The organism is Scandinavium sp. (genome assembly GCF_051650185.1).
Taxonomy (GTDB): domain Bacteria; phylum Pseudomonadota; class Gammaproteobacteria; order Enterobacterales; family Enterobacteriaceae; genus Scandinavium.
The window spans coordinates 1-16,018 of the sequence record NZ_JBOFIN010000079.1 but is presented as its reverse complement, the minus strand read 5'-3'; the positions used below and the strand labels follow the sequence as shown (position 1 = coordinate 16,018).

General features: G+C 52.6%; 15 protein-coding genes and 1 tRNA gene. 12 read left to right on the top strand and 4 right to left on the bottom strand.

What is annotated here, in order from left to right:
- Positions 1 to 88 precede the first annotated feature (88 nt).
- Positions 89 to 1,510, top strand: a complete 1,422-nt coding sequence (locus ACRCWW_RS10270; RefSeq protein WP_438682332.1) for an MFS transporter — start codon at positions 89 to 91, stop codon at positions 1,508 to 1,510.
- A gap of 37 nt (positions 1,511 to 1,547) precedes the next feature.
- On the opposite strand, the gene ACRCWW_RS10265 is transcribed toward ACRCWW_RS10270, so the two are convergent.
- Positions 1,548 to 2,186: an RpiB/LacA/LacB family sugar-phosphate isomerase gene (locus ACRCWW_RS10265; protein WP_330984395.1), complete on the bottom strand. Its 639-nt coding sequence runs from the start codon at positions 2,184 to 2,186 to the stop codon at positions 1,548 to 1,550.
- Positions 2,187 to 2,436: 250 nt separating this feature from the next.
- Here ACRCWW_RS10265 and ACRCWW_RS10260 point away from each other — a divergent pair, with 250 nt between their 5' ends.
- From ACRCWW_RS10260 to ACRCWW_RS10240, 5 genes are all read left to right on the top strand, one after another.
- On the top strand, positions 2,437 to 4,608 hold the full coding sequence (locus tag ACRCWW_RS10260) for an HD domain-containing phosphohydrolase (RefSeq protein WP_438682331.1): 2,172 nt from the start codon (positions 2,437 to 2,439) through the stop codon (positions 4,606 to 4,608).
- A gap of 105 nt (positions 4,609 to 4,713) precedes the next feature.
- Entirely contained in the window at positions 4,714 to 5,052 is a 339-nt protein-coding gene (yecR, locus tag ACRCWW_RS10255) for a YecR family lipoprotein (protein ID WP_438682330.1), read from the top strand.
- Between the two features lie 191 nt (positions 5,053 to 5,243).
- Positions 5,244 to 5,741 (top strand): non-heme ferritin, encoded by a 498-nt coding sequence (ftnA, locus tag ACRCWW_RS10250; RefSeq protein ID WP_438682329.1) that lies wholly within the window; start codon positions 5,244 to 5,246, stop codon positions 5,739 to 5,741.
- Between the two features lie 159 nt (positions 5,742 to 5,900).
- Entirely contained in the window at positions 5,901 to 7,112 is a 1,212-nt protein-coding gene (tyrP, locus tag ACRCWW_RS10245; protein ID WP_438682328.1) for a tyrosine transporter TyrP, read from the top strand.
- A 218-nt stretch (positions 7,113 to 7,330) separates the two neighbouring features.
- The gene (locus ACRCWW_RS10240) at positions 7,331 to 7,690 is read left to right on the top strand and encodes a DUF4156 domain-containing protein (RefSeq protein ID WP_438682327.1); all 360 of its coding nucleotides are present in this window, start codon (positions 7,331 to 7,333) and stop codon (positions 7,688 to 7,690) included.
- Between the two features lie 32 nt (positions 7,691 to 7,722).
- On the opposite strand, the gene ACRCWW_RS10235 is transcribed toward ACRCWW_RS10240, so the two are convergent.
- Positions 7,723 to 8,388: a YecA family protein gene (locus tag ACRCWW_RS10235; RefSeq protein WP_438682326.1), complete on the bottom strand. Its 666-nt coding sequence runs from the start codon at positions 8,386 to 8,388 to the stop codon at positions 7,723 to 7,725.
- 372 nt (positions 8,389 to 8,760) lie between these two features.
- Between ACRCWW_RS10235 and ACRCWW_RS10230 the strand changes: the two genes are divergently transcribed.
- From ACRCWW_RS10230 to ACRCWW_RS10205, 6 genes are read left to right on the top strand one after another with little or no spacing between them, the layout of a single operon-like run.
- Positions 8,761 to 10,182: a sugar porter family MFS transporter gene (locus ACRCWW_RS10230; RefSeq protein WP_438682325.1), complete on the top strand. Its 1,422-nt coding sequence runs from the start codon at positions 8,761 to 8,763 to the stop codon at positions 10,180 to 10,182.
- 1 nt (position 10,183) lies between these two features.
- Positions 10,184 to 11,164 (top strand): hypothetical protein, encoded by a 981-nt coding sequence (locus tag ACRCWW_RS10225; protein WP_438682324.1) that lies wholly within the window; start codon positions 10,184 to 10,186, stop codon positions 11,162 to 11,164.
- A gap of 18 nt (positions 11,165 to 11,182) precedes the next feature.
- A complete protein-coding gene (locus tag ACRCWW_RS10220; RefSeq protein WP_438682323.1) occupies positions 11,183 to 11,866 on the top strand; it encodes a D-lyxose/D-mannose family sugar isomerase in 684 nt (227 codons plus the stop codon).
- Positions 11,867 to 11,869: 3 nt separating this feature from the next.
- The gene (locus ACRCWW_RS10215; RefSeq protein WP_438682322.1) at positions 11,870 to 12,748 is read left to right on the top strand and encodes a ketose 1,6-bisphosphate aldolase; all 879 of its coding nucleotides are present in this window, start codon (positions 11,870 to 11,872) and stop codon (positions 12,746 to 12,748) included.
- On the top strand, positions 12,741 to 13,742 hold the full coding sequence (locus tag ACRCWW_RS10210) for a carbohydrate kinase family protein (protein ID WP_438682321.1): 1,002 nt from the start codon (positions 12,741 to 12,743) through the stop codon (positions 13,740 to 13,742). The genes ACRCWW_RS10215 and ACRCWW_RS10210 overlap by 8 nt, the downstream gene beginning before the upstream one ends.
- Positions 13,739 to 14,857, top strand: coding sequence for a zinc-dependent alcohol dehydrogenase (locus ACRCWW_RS10205; protein ID WP_438682320.1), 1,119 nt, complete (start codon positions 13,739 to 13,741; stop codon positions 14,855 to 14,857). The genes ACRCWW_RS10210 and ACRCWW_RS10205 overlap by 4 nt, the downstream gene beginning before the upstream one ends.
- A gap of 59 nt (positions 14,858 to 14,916) precedes the next feature.
- On the opposite strand, the gene ACRCWW_RS10200 is transcribed toward ACRCWW_RS10205, so the two are convergent.
- Positions 14,917 to 15,669, bottom strand: coding sequence for a DeoR/GlpR family DNA-binding transcription regulator (locus tag ACRCWW_RS10200; protein WP_438682319.1), 753 nt, complete (start codon positions 15,667 to 15,669; stop codon positions 14,917 to 14,919).
- A 217-nt stretch (positions 15,670 to 15,886) separates the two neighbouring features.
- A tRNA-Leu gene (locus tag ACRCWW_RS10195) sits at positions 15,887 to 15,973 on the bottom strand.
- Positions 15,974 to 16,018 lie beyond the last annotated feature (45 nt).

Genomic DNA, 16,018 nt, shown 5'->3' with positions numbered 1-16,018 from the left:
GCCATAAACAGAAAACAATCCGGCGCTTTTCCCGTTATTATCAGGCGATGTGCGTTCGGTGAACGAGTCGGGAAATGGCAGCCTAATCATGAGTGAAAACATCTCCGCAAAGGAGAGCCGTGGTCTTTCGCCCGCCGCTTTGTTGGTGGCTGGCGCGTTTTTTATGGAGTTTCTGGACGGCACCGTCATTGCGACTGCATTGCCAGACATGGCAAAGAGCTTTGGTGTCGAAGCCGTCGCGCTCAACATTGGCATCAGCGCTTATCTCATCACCTTAGCGGTGCTTATCCCTGCCAGCGGCTGGATTGCCGATCGCTTTGGTGCGCGTAAAGTCTTCGCGCTGGCGTTAGCCATTTTTACTCTGGCTTCCGTTTTTTGCGGCTTAGCCACCAGCGTTAACAGCTTTGTCGCGATGCGTATTTTACAAGGCGTAGGCGGCGCATTGATGGTGCCGGTTGGGCGACTGGCGGTACTGAGAACAACGCCCAAGCACCAACTGATTACCGCCATTGCGACGCTGACGTGGCCGGCGCTTGTCGCACCGATTATCGGCCCACCGTTGGGCGGATTTATCACCAGCTTTGCCAGTTGGCGCTGGATTTTCTTTATCAATGTGCCGCTGGGTATCCTGGCGATCGTTCTCGCTTTGCGCATTATTCCGGACATCCGCGATGATGACCGTCGCCCCTTCGATATGCCCGGATTTATTGCTACCGCCGTCGCAATGGTCAGCCTGGTGTATGCAATGGAAGCCTTCGGCGCAGAACACGGTCACGGCTGGTTACCTTTTGCTTTGCTTGCCGCAGGTGCCGCTACGTTTATCTTCACCCTGCGTCATTTTAAACGCGCTAAATGGCCGATGATCCGCCTGGATGCGCTACAGGTGCCGACATTCCGGGTGACAATGTACGGAGGCTCGCTGTTCCGCGCCTCAATAAGTGCGGTGCCATTCCTGCTGCCGTTGCTGTTTCAGGTCGGTTTCGGGATGGACCCCTTCCATGCCGGTTTGCTGGTTCTGGCGGTCTTTGTCGGCAACCTGACCATCAAACCCGCCACCACGCCGCTGATCCGTCATTTAGGTTTTCGCAATCTACTGCTGATCAACGGCGCGCTAAACGTGCTGGCGCTGCTGGCCTGCGCATTTCTCACACCACAGACGCCGCTGTGGGTGACGCTTTTGATTCTTTATCTTGGCGGCGTGTTCCGCTCGATTCAGTTCACCGGTGTCAGCACCCTGGCCTTTGCCGACGTGCCTTCTGCGCAAATGAGTTACGCCAACACGCTGTTCAGTACCGCCACACAGCTGGCCGTTGGGCTTGGCATCACGCTTGGCGCGATAGGCATTCGTCTCGGGGAAAAAGTGAGTATCTGGCTCGATATGACGACGCTGCCGGGCGTCAGCTTCCGGTTAGCATTCGTGTTTATTGCGCTGATTTGCCTGGTCGGGATGTTTGATACGCTACAGCTGACGCGGGATGCAGGCAGCTCGGTATCGAAAAAGAAAAGATAGCGTTCCGGCGGCAGAACGCCGCCGGAGACCCGGCTGATTACGCAATCAGCTGACGAACAAAAGCTTCAATCTCTTTATCCTGGCAGTTTTCGAAGAAGCACTGCTGGAAACGCTGACCGGAAACGGCTGTTTTGACCAGTTCAGGATCAATCGCGCGTAAGGTGTCGAGGTAGTTCTCTTTCACCACGGCCGCTTTCACCTGATTCAGAATGCCCGCGTTACGCACCTGCGGCTCTTTACGCTCTGGCGGATACCCTTCGCCATTACGCCCGGTGAAGGCTTTCTCAAAGATGAAGCGCACATTCAGCTCTGCGCCCCAGCCAAACCCTTTGGCAAACGGCAGCGAAAGCGCGTTGCCGTTGTTGATTTGCGCGAACAGGAAAGCATCCGCCGGATCGATGCAATACCCGCACACCACGCCCGGATGAATGTTCAGTGACATCAGTGCGCCCTGCCCGGTACCGCAGCCCGTGATAACAAAATCCACGGCTTTGGCATTCAGCAGAATGCTGGCCATGATCCCGAGATGGATATAGGTCAGATGATGATCCTGCTCATCGCTCATGCCGACGTTGTAAACCGGATAGCCTTTCTCATCCGCGACAGCTTTTAGCTCACGATGAATAATGGCGTTTTTCGCCGCCTGGCTGTTTTCCATCATCAGTGCAATTTTCATTCATGCCTCTCCTGAGATCTACGCGGAAAGCTCCGCAGTGAACAGATGTGTGAGTGTCACCTTAGCGCTCATCAAACGCATTTTCAAACTTAATGAAATATTGTTTCATTAATTATTGATGAGTTCACAATTTTCATCGGCCATCAGTAAAATGCATGACTATTCACAAAATCAATAAATTACTACCCGCAACCGCCTCGCCTGGTTAGACTGAAAACAAACGATACGATAAAAATCAGGAACCTTTCTTGTGCGCTCCTTGCTCAGATTGTCGCTCACTTTGATCTGGATGCTGTGCTCTGTTTACCCTTTTTCTCTGCGGGCTTCCACGGCCAATACCTCTCGTTCGGATCACGCGGTACCGGTCTGGCTTTTTGATGCTGACAATTTTGAATTTTGGCGTGACAAGCAAGGTCAGTATCAAGGGTATTACCAGTCACTCATTCGGGAAATCAATAAACGCTACGGGTACCAGCTTGAACTGCAGCCGATCAATGGCGAGGAAATAGGGAAACGCTTTAACGCGGATAGTTTTGGCCTGTATGCCGGCGTGGTGCGAACGGAAGAACGTTCTCGCACTAAAATCCTCTCGGCACGCTTGTTTGATAACGAAGTACTTGCCGCAAGCCTCAGCCGAACGGCATCGGTACCCGAAGACCTGAACGATACCCGCGTTATCTTCCGTCGCGACGACGCCACTCATCTTCAGGTTGATCAACGTTACCCGTGGCTCAAATTTCGCAAGGTGATTCTGGTAGACAGCAGCGCGGAAGCCTTTGCCCTGCTGCGCGAACACAAAGCTGATTTCTATATTAATGACGACTCCGAAATGGACGACACGCTGCATTACTACACGATGTCGCGCCCGTTCGCCGATCTTCGCCTTCCCTGCGTGATGGGGTTTAGCCCCGAGCTGCGCTCTATGCGAGATAACATCAATCAACTGATTGCCGAATGGCAGCAAAATGGCCGACTCAAGGCGCTGGAAAACGAAAGCAAGCGCAATTACCTGGTCAGCAGGATCCAGATAACGCCCGAAGAAGCCGCGTGGATCCGCGATAACCGCCTCACGGTCTGGCTGCCTAAAAGTGAAAATTTTGCCCCTTTGCTGTGGCAGGACGCTCAGGGTTATCACGGCAGCGTGCTGGATATGATCAATGACATGCGCGACCTGCTGCACGTCAACATTGATGTGAAATACACCGAGGATTACATCACCCATTTGCGCCAGGAGAACTGGCCTGTTCGTCTGGTGAATATCGTTGAAAGCCGGGATGAATCACAGGCTGAGGGTATCATTGGCCCCGCGCTCTCCTGGCATAATGCCTATTACAATCGCAGTGAACAGCCGTTTTTGTGGGATGAAGAACAGGTTCGCTATAAGCGCGTGGGCATTATTAAAGGCTCATTTTCGGCACTGTATCTGCACCAGCGTTTTGGTAACGATGTGACCATTGTGCCCGCAGGCTCCATCGAAGCCCTGGTGAGCGCCATCGAACAGCGCAAAATTGATTTTATCCTCGGTGATTTAAGTTCACTGGAGGGTTCCTTACGCGGAAACGATCTGTTCCGTGGAGTATTAAAAGTCGCCGGGTTGACCCGATCGGATTACCGTATCGTTTCCTGGGTGGACAGCTCTCATCCCCTCCATCCCTTACTGACACAAATCCACCGCATTTCGAGTTTCCGCACGCAGATGGAGCGCCAGCCTGAACGCTCGCTGCTGCCGGAATTCAGCAAAAATACCTTTAAAATTATCAGCGTGGTGCTGCTCATCACCGTCCTGTTTAGCCTGTGTCTTCTTTGGCTGATGTGGCGCCACATGAAACAAAGCCGGGCAGTGAACCGTAGCATTGTCGAAGCGATGGAAAAAGTGAACCGAGCCCACGATGATGAAACCGGCAGTCATATTCAGCGAGTGTCTGCTTATTGCGAATTACTGGCCCGTGAAATTGGCTTACCGCGAAAAAGGGTGCATGAAATTGCACGCTTTGCCTCTTTACACGATGTCGGAAAAATCGCCGTTCCGGAGCGGATTTTGCGCAAGCAAGGGTCGCTGGACGAAGATGAATTCAATGAAATGAAGCTTCATACCCTGAAAGGCTGGCGCATTATTCAGGGGCTCAGCCTGGGGCCGGTGGCGGAAAACATCATTCATTATCATCATGAGAAGTGGGACGGCAGCGGTTATCCTGAAGGCCTGTGCGGGGCACAAATTCCGATTGAAGCCCGCATTCTGGCGCTCGCGGATGTGTACGATGCATTACGCCAAAAGCGGGTGTATAAGCCCGGCTACACTCACGAGCACGCCTGTTCGCTGATATTTGCCGGGGCCGGAAAACATTTTGATCCGGAACTGATTCATCTCTTCAGACAACTCCATCCCAAATTCCAGGCCATCTATGACAATCAGGCTGATTAAATGGGCAGTGACGAAAACTAAGGCGGGATCTGCGGGTTATTCAACGCATTGCTGGTTTGCTCAGCCGATAAGATAACGCGATCGGACATTTACGCAGAGTGAGCTATGAAGAAACTCATCCCTGTCGCTGCGGCGATAGTGCTTTCCGCCTGTACGGTTCATCGTCAGGCTAACGTCACCGACGTGGATGCCACCAGCGGCATCGTGCGTCTCACCTATGGTCAGGCAATGTTGCAGTCGGCGACCACCGACAACTATGTGGCGAACGGTAACGCGACCAAACAGTGCCAGCAAATGGGCTATGCCACGGCGGTGGCTTTTGGCCAACCGGTGACAACCTGTACCGTGACCAGCGGCCCACTCTGTATGAACTCCAGCGTCACGCTGCAATATCAATGCCGTGGTATTGCGGTGACTTCGACCCCAAACGCAAATTATTGGTAATGCTTTTTATTCCGCCGGAAATATCCGGCGGTAAAAATACTTATTCTCATTTTATTATTTAATAGCCGCAATGCGTTTTATTCCCATTTGCATTTAACAATAAATATTTTTTATTTTACCTTTTGCAAATAGTTTAATTACATCTTAGACTTTCCGCATCGTCACCTGAGCTTAATATCACGGAGCAAAACATGCTGAAAACGGAAATGATCGACAAACTGAATGAGCAAATGAATCTGGAACTGTACTCCTCTCTGCTCTATCAGCAGATGAGCGCCTGGTGCAGCTACCACAGCTTTGAAGGGGCCGCCGCGTTTCTGCGTCGCCACGCTCAGGAAGAGATGACTCATATGCAGCGCCTGTTTGATTATCTGACTGACACAGGAAGCCTGCCGCGCATTAATACCATTGAATCTCCGTTCGCAGAATATAATTCGCTGGATGAACTGTTCCGTTCAACCTACGAACACGAGCAGCTGATCACCCAGAAAATAAATGAACTGGCTCATGCGGCCATGACCAATCAGGATTATCCAACCTTTAATTTCCTGCAATGGTATGTGGCTGAACAGCACGAAGAAGAGAAACTGTTTAAATCCGTTCTCGATAAACTGTCTCTGGTCGGTAAAAGCGGTGAAGGCCTGTACTTTGTCGATAAAGAACTGGCCACCCTCGACGCACAGAATTAATGCCTCAAATGGCAGCGGCTCTCGCTGCCATTCTCTCCTTCCCCGCACATCGTAAACCTGTCGTTACACCCACTGTAATTCAGATTTGACGAGCTGACGCTTTTCCCCTACCCTGCGCGGCATATTTTGCCGTATGAATCCTGAATAGCAGAGGAAAGCGTGAAGAACCGCACCGTAGGGAGTATTTTAATCGTCGCTGGCACCACCATCGGCGCAGGGATGCTGGCGATGCCGCTGGCTTCTGCGGGTGTGGGCTTTGGTGTCACACTGGTGTTACTGCTGAGCCTTTGGGCGCTGATGTGCTACACCGCTTTACTGCTGCTGGAAGTGTATCAGCACGTCCCTGCCGATACCGGTCTTGGCTCATTGGCGCTGCGTTATCTTGGACGCTACGGCCAGTGGGTGACGGGATTTAGCATGCTGTTTTTGATGTATGCCCTGACAGCGGCTTATATCAGTGGCGCGGGAGAACTTCTTGCCTCCAGCCTTGGCGACTGGTTTAACCTCCACCTGCCCCCTTCTGCGGGCACACTGCTGTTTACCCTTGTTGGGGGTGGCGTCATTTGTGTCGGCACCGCGCTGGTCGATCTCTTTAACCGCTTCCTGTTCAGCGCCAAAATTATCTTTTTGGTTATCATGCTGGCGCTGTTGATGCCGCATATTCACCAGATGAACCTGCTGACGCTCCCGCTGCAGCAGGGCCTGGCGCTATCGGCGATCCCGGTTATCTTCACGTCGTTTGGTTTTCATGGCAGCGTCCCGAGCATTGTCAGCTACATGCAGGGCGATGTGCGTAAGCTGCGCCGCATCTTTATTATCGGCAGCTTCATTCCGCTGGTGGCCTATATCTTTTGGCAGCTGGCGACGCTTGGCAGCATTGAATCCCCGGTATTTAGCGCGCTGCTGGCTAACCACGCTGGGCTGAATGGCTTGCTGCAGGCCATTCGCGAAGTGGTCGCCTCACCCCATGTCGAGCTGGCTGTACACCTGTTTGCGGACCTGGCGTTGGCGACCTCTTTCCTCGGTGTTGCACTGGGTCTGTTTGACTATCTGGCCGATCTGTTCCAGCGCAAAAACACCACCGGCGGCCGTCTGCAAACCGGCGTGATCACCTTCGTGCCGCCGCTGGCTTTCGCACTGTTTTATCCAAAAGGCTTTGTCATGGCGCTGGGCTACGCCGGGGTGGCACTCGCGGTGCTGGCACTGATCATCCCGTCACTTCTGACAATGAAAAGCCGCCAGCAGCATCCGGATGCGCCATACCGTGTCGCTGGCGGTCAGCCCGCCTTATGGCTGGTGTTCGTTTGCGGCATCGCAGTGATTCTGGTTCAGGCTCTCATCGCAACTGACCTGCTGCCTTCAGTGGGATAAGCCGTTTAAGGGTAATCTGGCGCAACGGCGCTGGATTACCCTCATAAAATTAACAAACAAATCACAAACAACCATTGATTTGCCGAATGTTTTCAACATACCTAAACGAAACCCGAATCACTCCGCCATTCGCTCCTGCGCATTAAGACTTTTCCTGTACAGCCTGTTTTTATCTGACGTAATCTTGCGCTGTTTTTTCCACCAGACAGAAAAAGTATATGAAAAAGATCTCGCTTATCTTAGTAATGATGACGCTCGCCGGTTGCAGTGCGACCAGCGTAAATACCAATGCCAGCCATGTTCGTGTGACCAATAATGAACCTGGCAAAGAGTGTAAATTCCTGGGTGATATTACCGGCAGCCAGGGTAATTTCTTTACCGGTGGCTGGACGTCGAACAGTAATCTGGAAACCGGCGCTCGCAATGACCTGAAAAACCAGGCGGCCAATATGGGCGGAAATGTGGTATCCATTATCACCCAGCGCGCAGGCCAGACGGGCAGCGCGTATAACGGTTCAGGCAGCGTTGAGCAGACCAACGTCACGCTCACAGGCAATGTCTATCGTTGCCCGGAATAAGAAAAAGGCCCGTAAAGGGCCTTTTTTACTGATTACTTCATGCAGCAATTTTTATATTTTTTACCGCTGCCGCACGGGCAAGGATCGTTGCGACCTGTTTTATTTTCATTCTTAACAGGTTGCTTCACTGGCGCTGGCTGCGGATTATCCAGCCAATAGTGACACAACGCCAGAGCTGCAGGTTTAATGGCATCCACGCTTGCCACATACTCTTCAGCAGAGAGCGTATCGAGACGTTCGAAATTCTCTTCTTTACCGTGCAGCGCAATGGTATCGAAATGCGGCTGTAATTCAGCGGGCAGCGCAGACCAGTCGCTTAAACTCACACCACGCATATAACCAAAACACCACTCTTCAACAATCGTGATTTCCTGGCCTTCTTCATCACGTGTGCCGAACAGTGGCTCATACTGGTCCGGATACTCCCCTAAACGCTCGGCGACATCATCCATATGCTGCAGGGTCAGATTCACAAAGCGATCGCGCTCACGATCGTTAGCCCAGCGCGGTACATAATCCGCTCCGCCCCACACGGCCAGCATCCACTCAGCAGGTTCTGTCTCCACCGGAGCAGACAGAATAGCCGTCAGCATGCCGTCAAGCTCAGAGACGTCCATGACCGCGTGTTCATTGCCATAACGAGCCAGAACATCGTCCAGCCATTCAAGTTCGCTTTCGTTTAGCGGTCCGGTTTTCATTACTGAGATCTCATGTTGGAAGTGTTAAAGATGAAGCGGCAGGGTTGAGCGCCAAAAAACGCCGTTAGTATACACAGATTACGCCACCGCACCATCAGGCGCGCGATGTGCGCCCTTTGCATTGAACCTTTCACCTGCACGCAAATATAAAAAGGCAGCAATAACAATAACGCTGCTTATTTCTGCCCGGTTTCGGGGACAGGCATTAAAACGGGCAAAATAACGCAATTTTTCGCCCGTTTCACGAATATAGCAGTGTAATCGGTCATGTATATTGACCGCCCCTGGGGGATTGCGAGTCAGATCATATTTTTATCAATCAGCGCAGGTATGCTGACCCGGAAATTAAAACTACGATAACCGGGAGCAATAATGAAATCGAATACTTATGTCTATTTTGTTGCCGTTGTTGCATCACTCGGCGGGTTGTTATTTGGCTATGACACCGCCGTTATTTCTGGCGCAGTAAATTATTTTGAGAAGCACTTTGCATTGTCACCGGCTGAATTAGGCTGGGGCGTTTCCTCCGCGCTGGTGGGTTGTATTATCGGTTCGATGCTGTCAGGCAAACTCAGCGATAAATTTGGCCGCAAGAAAAGCCTGATTGTCTGTTCCATTATGTTTTTTATTGGCGCACTGGGCACCGCATTTCCGGTCACCTTCAGCCAGTTTGTGATATTCCGCATTGTCGGCGGAGTCGGCATGGGGATTGCCTCATTTGTTGTCCCGGTGTATCTGGCAGAAATTGCACCCAGGGAAAAGCGCGGTGCGCTGGGGACGTTCTATCAATTTGCCATCGCCTTTGGGATCCTGTTGACCTACATGGTCAACTACCTGGTGCAAAACTCGGGCGAGCAGCAGTGGCTTATCGACTACGGCTGGCGCTGGATGTTTGGTTTAGGGGCAATCCCGGCGCTGATATTGTTGATCGTTTCGCAGACCGTGCCGGAAAGCCCCCGCTGGTTAATGCAACAGGGCCGCGACACGATTTGCCTGGCCTTACTGGAACGCATTAACGGAAATAAACAACGCGCCAGCGACGTCCTTCAGGAAATAAAAAACGATCTGAACAGCGTTAAGGCTTCGCAAGGATTATTTGCCGCAGGATTCGGCGGGGTTCTGCTTCTTGCCATTGTCGTGCAAATTCTGAGTCAATCAACCGGCATCAACGTTGTTATTTACTATGCGACCAAACTGCTCAGCAGTATTGGCACTGGCGGCGGTGACTCCCTCCTTGGCAATATTTTCTTTCAGAATGTTCTGATTGGCCTGGCCGTGGCGTTGTCCGTTTTTGTTGCGCTTTATTATATTGAACGTCTGGGGCGTAAGCCCTTAATGGTGGGAGGCTGTGTCTGCGTAGCTGCTTCGTTACTGATTATTGGCGCTGCAGTCTATTTACAACTCACCGGTATCTGGCTGCTGGCCGTGATTATTTTCTTTATCTTCGCTTTTGGCGGCACAATTGGCCCTCTCACCTGGATAATCGTTTCCGAAATCTCCCCCAACGCTTATCGCGGCACGATCGTATCCATTGCGACGGTCTTCTTCTGGCTGACCAACGTGGTCGTCGCGCAGACCTTCCCGATGATCAACGACAGCCCCTGGCTGATTGCCACTTTCCACGGCGCCTTCCCGTTCTTTGTTTACGGCGGCCTGACGCTGATTTTCCTGTGGGTCTGTCTGCGCTTTCTGCCTGAGACCAAGGGGCGCTCTCTGGAAGACATTGGGCAGCATTTTCATCATGAAGCCCGCGTGCGAAACCAGACGGCGCAAACCTCGCAGAAGGAGGCGTGAAATGGTGGCTGTTTATCACCTTACCAGCCCGGATGGCTTACTGTCTGGCCGCGTTGATTTACAGGGAGGAAGGCTTTCTGCACTGGACTATGGTGCCGGGCATACGCAGAAGATCCCGGTTCTCTTTCAGGCCCACTGGCTCGATAAACCGTCACAGTCAGAAGGTCTTCCACCCTTGCTTCAGCACTTGTCCGGTGAATGGGTCGGCGTGCCTTTTGGTTGCGCTGAAGCAAGCGATGCCCTGTTTTCGGCTGATTCGCCCCACGGCGCACCCGCGAACGAAAGCTGGGAGTGCGTTCACAGCGATAAGCACAGTATTCAACTGAGCTATCGCTTCCAACCCGGTTTCCCGCTACGTGAGCTATCGCGCTCCATTAGCCTGCAAAACGACGGGGTGGTGGCATTCAGCCTGAAGATTGGCTCCGCAAAAGCATGCCGCTTTCCCCTCGGCATCCACCCCGTTTTCCCTGTGGGCGGCGAAGCCGGAAACGTGCTTATCGAGACCGGCGGCCACGACAAAGGTATCACTTACCCAAAGGCGACTGAGCCCGGCGTCAGCCGCTTATCCCCCGGCCAGACGTTTAAACGGCTTACCCAGGTGGCTACAACCGATGGCGGGTACTGCGACATTAGCGCCCTGCCCCTGCCTTACGCCACCGAGGAGATAGTCCAGCTGATTTACCCTCAGAAGGGGATCGCTCTGCGTTACCCGCAGCGACGTTTGCGCGTCGCCCTGACATGGGACACCGCCGTGCTTCCCCACTGCCTTTTGTGGATCAGCAATGGCGGCCGCCAGTTCGCCCCCTGGAACGGGCAAAACGTCTGCCTGGGCGTGGAGCCTGTCTGTTCGGCCTGGGATCTCGGCCCCGTCAGCCTGGCTTCCAACTTACTCCAGGAAACGGGGGCCGCCACTTTTATCTCTCTGGGCGCTGAAGACGCACTGACGTTGAATTATCAACTGCGTTGTTCAGCCGACCATTAACCTTTGCAGGAAAGCACGATGAAACGATCATTTATCAACAGAACGCTGGATCAGGCCCTTTTATTCGCAAAAAAATATCAGGTTGCCTTACCTGACTTCGCTTATTTCACCCTGGATGACTGGCGCACTAAAGATCTGACCGCATGGCAGGAAGTCCTGGATTTACAGCTTGGCTGGGATGTCACCGATTTTGGCGGCGGTCATTTTGACAAACTTGGGCTTGGGTTATTTACCCTGCGCAATGGCTCCCTGAGCGATAAACGCTATCGCAAGCCCTATGCAGAGAAAATGCTGCTGGTCGGTGTCAATCAGGAAACCCCTTTCCATTTTCACTATTCCAAAATGGAGGACATTCTCAATCGCGGGGGCGGCAGTCTTTGCATGGAAATTTACCATGCGACCGAAGATGAGCAGCTCGATTTGCACCGGCCAGTCACGCTTTCGGTAGAAGGAAAAAGGCTTGAACTGAAGCCGGGCGAAAAACTGGTGCTGCACCCGGGCCAGGGCGTCTGTTTCCCGCCTAAAACCTATCACCGCTTCTGGGCCGAGGGCGAACCGGTGCTGGGCTGGGAAGTCTCGATGGTGAACGACGATTACCTCGACAACCGTTTCCTCAAACCGCAGGAACGCTTTGCCGACATTGAAGAAGATGAGCCCGTGAAATGGGTCCTGTGCAACGAATACTCCCTGATTAAAGGATAATCTATGAGCCTGATTACCCTGTCTGCGATGCTATCCCCGGCGAAAAAACACCGCTTTGCGGTCGGTGCCTTTAATGCCATCGACAGCCATTTTGTGGATGCCATCTTTTCCGCCGCCGAAGCCCATCGTTCGCCAGTTATTCTTAACTTTGCTGAAGTCCACAGTCGGCTGGTGACGATTGAAGAAATTGCGTCTTACGTCAGCTTTAAAGCCCGGCGAACCGCACTGCCAGTGACCCTGAATCTCGATCACGGGCTGACGTTTACGATGGTGGAGCGCGCCCTGAACTGCGGGTTTTCATCAATCATGTTTGATGGTTCGCATCTGAGCTATGAAGAAAATGTCCGGCAGACCGCGGAAGTCGTCGCAATGTGCCATAACCGCCATGTTTCTGTCGAAGGAGAGCTTGGCGCAGTGGGCGGCGATGAAGGGGGAGCGCTGGAAGGCGCTGCGGATATCGCCTGCTATACGGATATTTCGCTGGCGCAGGAGTACGTGAAAAAGACAGGTGTTGATGCCCTCGCCGTGGCGATTGGCAACAGCCACGGACGCTATAAAGGCGAGCCGAAACTGGATTTTGCGCGTCTGGAAACATTATCACACGTCGTCGATATCCCTCTGGTGCTGCATGGCGGTTCCGGTTTATCCACGCAGGATTTTCAACGCGCGATTGCGCTCGGCATTGCCAAAATTAACTTCTACACCGGAATGTCACAAGTGGCATTACAGACGCTGGCGGGACGGTTAGAGGCACCGGAACTGAGCTGCAAATACGATCACTACCTGCTGTTGATGAAAGAGGTTCAGCAAGCCATCACGCAAACCGTTTCTGAGCAGATGGCTATCTTTAACAGCATCGATAAGGCGGTGCTTTATGCGTAATCGCCATGGGATTCTGGCTATCGGAAATCTGCTGGCAGACCGTACGTTACGCTGTAGTGAATATCCCCGTGAATCCCTGCTGACGATGGTGTCTGAGGTGGTCAACAGCTGCGGAGGGGGATGCACTAACGTGCTGTTTGATTTGGCGAAGCTGGATCCACAGCTGCCGCTTTCGCTCTGTGGCAAGGTCGGTCGCGATGAATTAGGCCAGTTTATTCTGCAACAAGCCCACGCACATCACATCGATACGCATCAGGTGAAGATCACCGACAGTGATGAAACCTCGTTTACCGATGTGATGATCAATAAACAAAATGGTCATCGAACCTTTTTCCATTTTATGGGGGCAAACCAGTGCCTCAGCGTGAATGACTTCAACGGACTGAACAGCCAGGCGCGGATCGCTCATGTCGCGTACCTTCTGTTACTCCCGGGGCTGGAACAAGACGACGAGCAGTTTGGCACCACCGGTGCCAGGGCGCTTTATACCTTGCAACAGCAGGGGTTCAGAGTGTCATTAGACCTGATTTCTGCCAGCAACACCGATCGCTATCAGCGCTGGGTCGTGCCAGCCCTGCCTTACGTCGATTATCTGATCATCAACGACGAGGAGGCCCGGCAATTAACAGCCACATCGTCAGAGAGCACGCTCAGTTATTTGCAGCAGGCCGCCCTGCTGCTTGAAAAAGGCGTCAGGCAGTTGGTCTGCATCCATTATCCACAAGGCGCAACGGTGATGACTCGCGAGGGGGAAAACGCCACTGTCTCCGCTTATCAGGTTGCAGACTGCGATGTCGTCAGCACGCTCGGGGCGGGTGATGCGTTCTGTGCGGGCATGCTGTACGGCATTCATCAGCAGTGGTCACTCGTCGATACGCTACGTCTTGGCTGCGCCAGCGCCCGGTTTAACCTGTTCAGCGTATCGGCAACTGAGGGAGCCGTTTCGCTCAGCGAACTGGAGGAATTTATTCATCAAAAGGAGTTCAGGTTATGACGATACAACCACAACAGTCTCTTGCCGCAGTGTTGACCGGGCCACGGCAGATCCAGCTACAGGCCTTTCCACTGCCAGAAATGGGTGACGACGAGATTCTGGTGAAAGTGGAAGGATGTGGGATTTGCGGGACAGACGTGCACGAATATAAAAGCGACCCGTTTGGTTTAGCGCCGGTGATTCTCGGACACGAAGGGACCGGTAAAATTGTACAGCTCGGAAAACAGGTAAAATGCGATTCAGCCGGACACCCTGTCGTATGCGGCGATCATATCGTCACCAGCGTGCTGGTTTGCAACGAGTGTCCGTCATGCCGGCAAACGCCCGGTAAAGGGAATCTGTGCGAAAACCTTGGGTTATATGGCCTGCTGCCCGATGATGAGCGCTATCACCTCAATGGCTGGTTCGCGGAATATATTGTGTTACGGCCAAAAAGTACGTTCTTTGTGGTGAATGACATGACGCTGGCTCAACGCCTGCTGATTGAACCCGCCGCCGTGGTGATTCATGCGCTCGAGCGAGCCAAACTGACGGGCCTGCTCAGCTTTAACAGCAAAGTCATGGTTCAGGGATGCGGCCCCATCGGCCTGCTCCAGATTGCGGCGTTACGCACAATGGGGATCGAAAATATCATGGCCCTCGACGGTAACCCAAAACGTCTGGCAATGGCTGAAGCACTGGGCGCCACGCATCAGATCAACATCAGCGATTTTCCGGATGTTGCTCAACTGACGGCACAGATTAAAACGCTCACAGGCGGAAACGGTGTTGATTTTGCGTTTCAATGTACCGGCGTTCCTCAGGCTGCGGCGAATCTCTGGAAATTTGTCCGGCGCGGCGGCGGGCTCTGCGAAGTCGGCTTTTTTGTTAATAATGGGGAATGCAGTATCAACCCGCATTTTGATCTGTGTAATAAAGAGATTATCGCCGTGGGCTCCTGGGCCTATAGCCTTCAGGATTACCCTGTCACACTTGATTTTATTCGCCGGGCGACGGCCATCGGACTGCCGCTTGAATCATTAATCACCCACCGCTACCCGTTAGCAAAACTGGCCGATGCCATGGAGATAAATATGCGGCAGGAAGGCATTAAAATTGTGTACATAGCAGAATAAGTCATCGCACTTTGCACGCTATAGCCTTTTTCGGGGTAGCGTGCAGAATAAAACGCCCGTCAGACAATCGTCACGCCCAGCGCATTCAGCGAATTGCGCGTTTCATCATCCATCAACCCGTCATTGGCGACGTAATCAATCATTGACCAATCCGCCATATTATAGGGGCTACGGCGACCATATTTGCTGGAATCCGCCAACAATACTGTCTTTTGCGAAACCTCAATCATGGTCTTCTTGGTTGCGGCATTCATTTCACTGTTTTCCCACAGCCCGGTAAACAGATTTACGCCAAAACAGGACACAAAACTCATGTGGATGGTGAAGCAACGGAAATTACGCTGAGCCATCTCGCCAATAAAATCGGCATAGCGAGAGCAGTAATCGCCCCCGACACAAATAACGTGGATCTGTTCGCGGGAGCTCAGCTCTTTCACCACTTCAAGGCTATTTGTCACCACGGTCAACGGCATATCGGGCAGCATTCTTGCCAGATACCAGTCGCTGCTGCTGGCATCTAACCCGATGGTCATGTAGCGATCAATCATCGATAGCGCTTTTTGCGCCATGATATTTTTAGCCTCAGTGTGTTCATTGCGCCGTTTTTTGAACAGCACTCCGACATCATCACTTTGCAGCGTGCGGGCGCCGCCGTGAATTCTGACCAGACGCCCGGTGGTCTCCAGCCACGCCAGATCCCTGCGGATAGTTTCAACAGAAACGCTGAACAGTTTAGCGAGCTCTTCAACGCTCGCCTGTTTGATGACGTTAATTTCACGAACCAGCTGTTGACGCCGACGTTGGCTACTCATGACCGCGACTGCTCCCTGGGATATGGCATTAACAATACAAATTACGTGGGTATAAGGGAGACATCAAGGCATCAAAGTGCGGGTTTGTGCGCAGTGCGGGAAAGATAACAAGGTGTATCGAGAATGGAATGAGGGGGATAATCGATGCAATAAAAAAACCGCCTTTGCGGGCGGTTTCACGACACTGCTTATCATTGATTTTATTCTTGTTTTCCCATGGTAGCCGGAGTGGGACTTGAACCCACACAGCGCGAACGCCGAGGGATTTTAAATCCCTTGTGTCTACCGATTCCACCATCCGGCCTCGGGAAATAAAGTGGAGGCGCGTTCCGGAGTCGAACCGGACTAG

What these genes read in the sequence shown, in the direction of transcription:
- ACRCWW_RS10270 (WP_438682332.1), top strand. Translation starts at nt 89, where the DNA reads ATGAGTGAAAACATCTCCGCAAAGGAGAGCCGTGGTCTTTCGCCCGCC.
- ACRCWW_RS10225 (WP_438682324.1), top strand. Translation starts at nt 10,184, where the DNA reads ATGGTGGCTGTTTATCACCTTACCAGCCCGGATGGCTTACTGTCTGGC.
- ACRCWW_RS10210 (WP_438682321.1), top strand. Translation starts at nt 12,741, where the DNA reads ATGCGTAATCGCCATGGGATTCTGGCTATCGGAAATCTGCTGGCAGAC.
- ACRCWW_RS10230 (WP_438682325.1), top strand. Translation starts at nt 8,761, where the DNA reads ATGAAATCGAATACTTATGTCTATTTTGTTGCCGTTGTTGCATCACTC.
- ACRCWW_RS10240 (WP_438682327.1), top strand. Translation starts at nt 7,331, where the DNA reads ATGAAAAAGATCTCGCTTATCTTAGTAATGATGACGCTCGCCGGTTGC.
- ftnA (WP_438682329.1), top strand. Translation starts at nt 5,244, where the DNA reads ATGCTGAAAACGGAAATGATCGACAAACTGAATGAGCAAATGAATCTG.
- ACRCWW_RS10220 (WP_438682323.1), top strand. Translation starts at nt 11,183, where the DNA reads ATGAAACGATCATTTATCAACAGAACGCTGGATCAGGCCCTTTTATTC.
- ACRCWW_RS10215 (WP_438682322.1), top strand. Translation starts at nt 11,870, where the DNA reads ATGAGCCTGATTACCCTGTCTGCGATGCTATCCCCGGCGAAAAAACAC.
- ACRCWW_RS10235 (WP_438682326.1), bottom strand. Translation starts at nt 8,388, where the DNA reads ATGAAAACCGGACCGCTAAACGAAAGCGAACTTGAATGGCTGGACGAT.
- ACRCWW_RS10265 (WP_330984395.1), bottom strand. Translation starts at nt 2,186, where the DNA reads ATGAAAATTGCACTGATGATGGAAAACAGCCAGGCGGCGAAAAACGCC.
- ACRCWW_RS10200 (WP_438682319.1), bottom strand. Translation starts at nt 15,669, where the DNA reads ATGAGTAGCCAACGTCGGCGTCAACAGCTGGTTCGTGAAATTAACGTC.
- ACRCWW_RS10205 (WP_438682320.1), top strand. Translation starts at nt 13,739, where the DNA reads ATGACGATACAACCACAACAGTCTCTTGCCGCAGTGTTGACCGGGCCA.
- yecR (WP_438682330.1), top strand. Translation starts at nt 4,714, where the DNA reads ATGAAGAAACTCATCCCTGTCGCTGCGGCGATAGTGCTTTCCGCCTGT.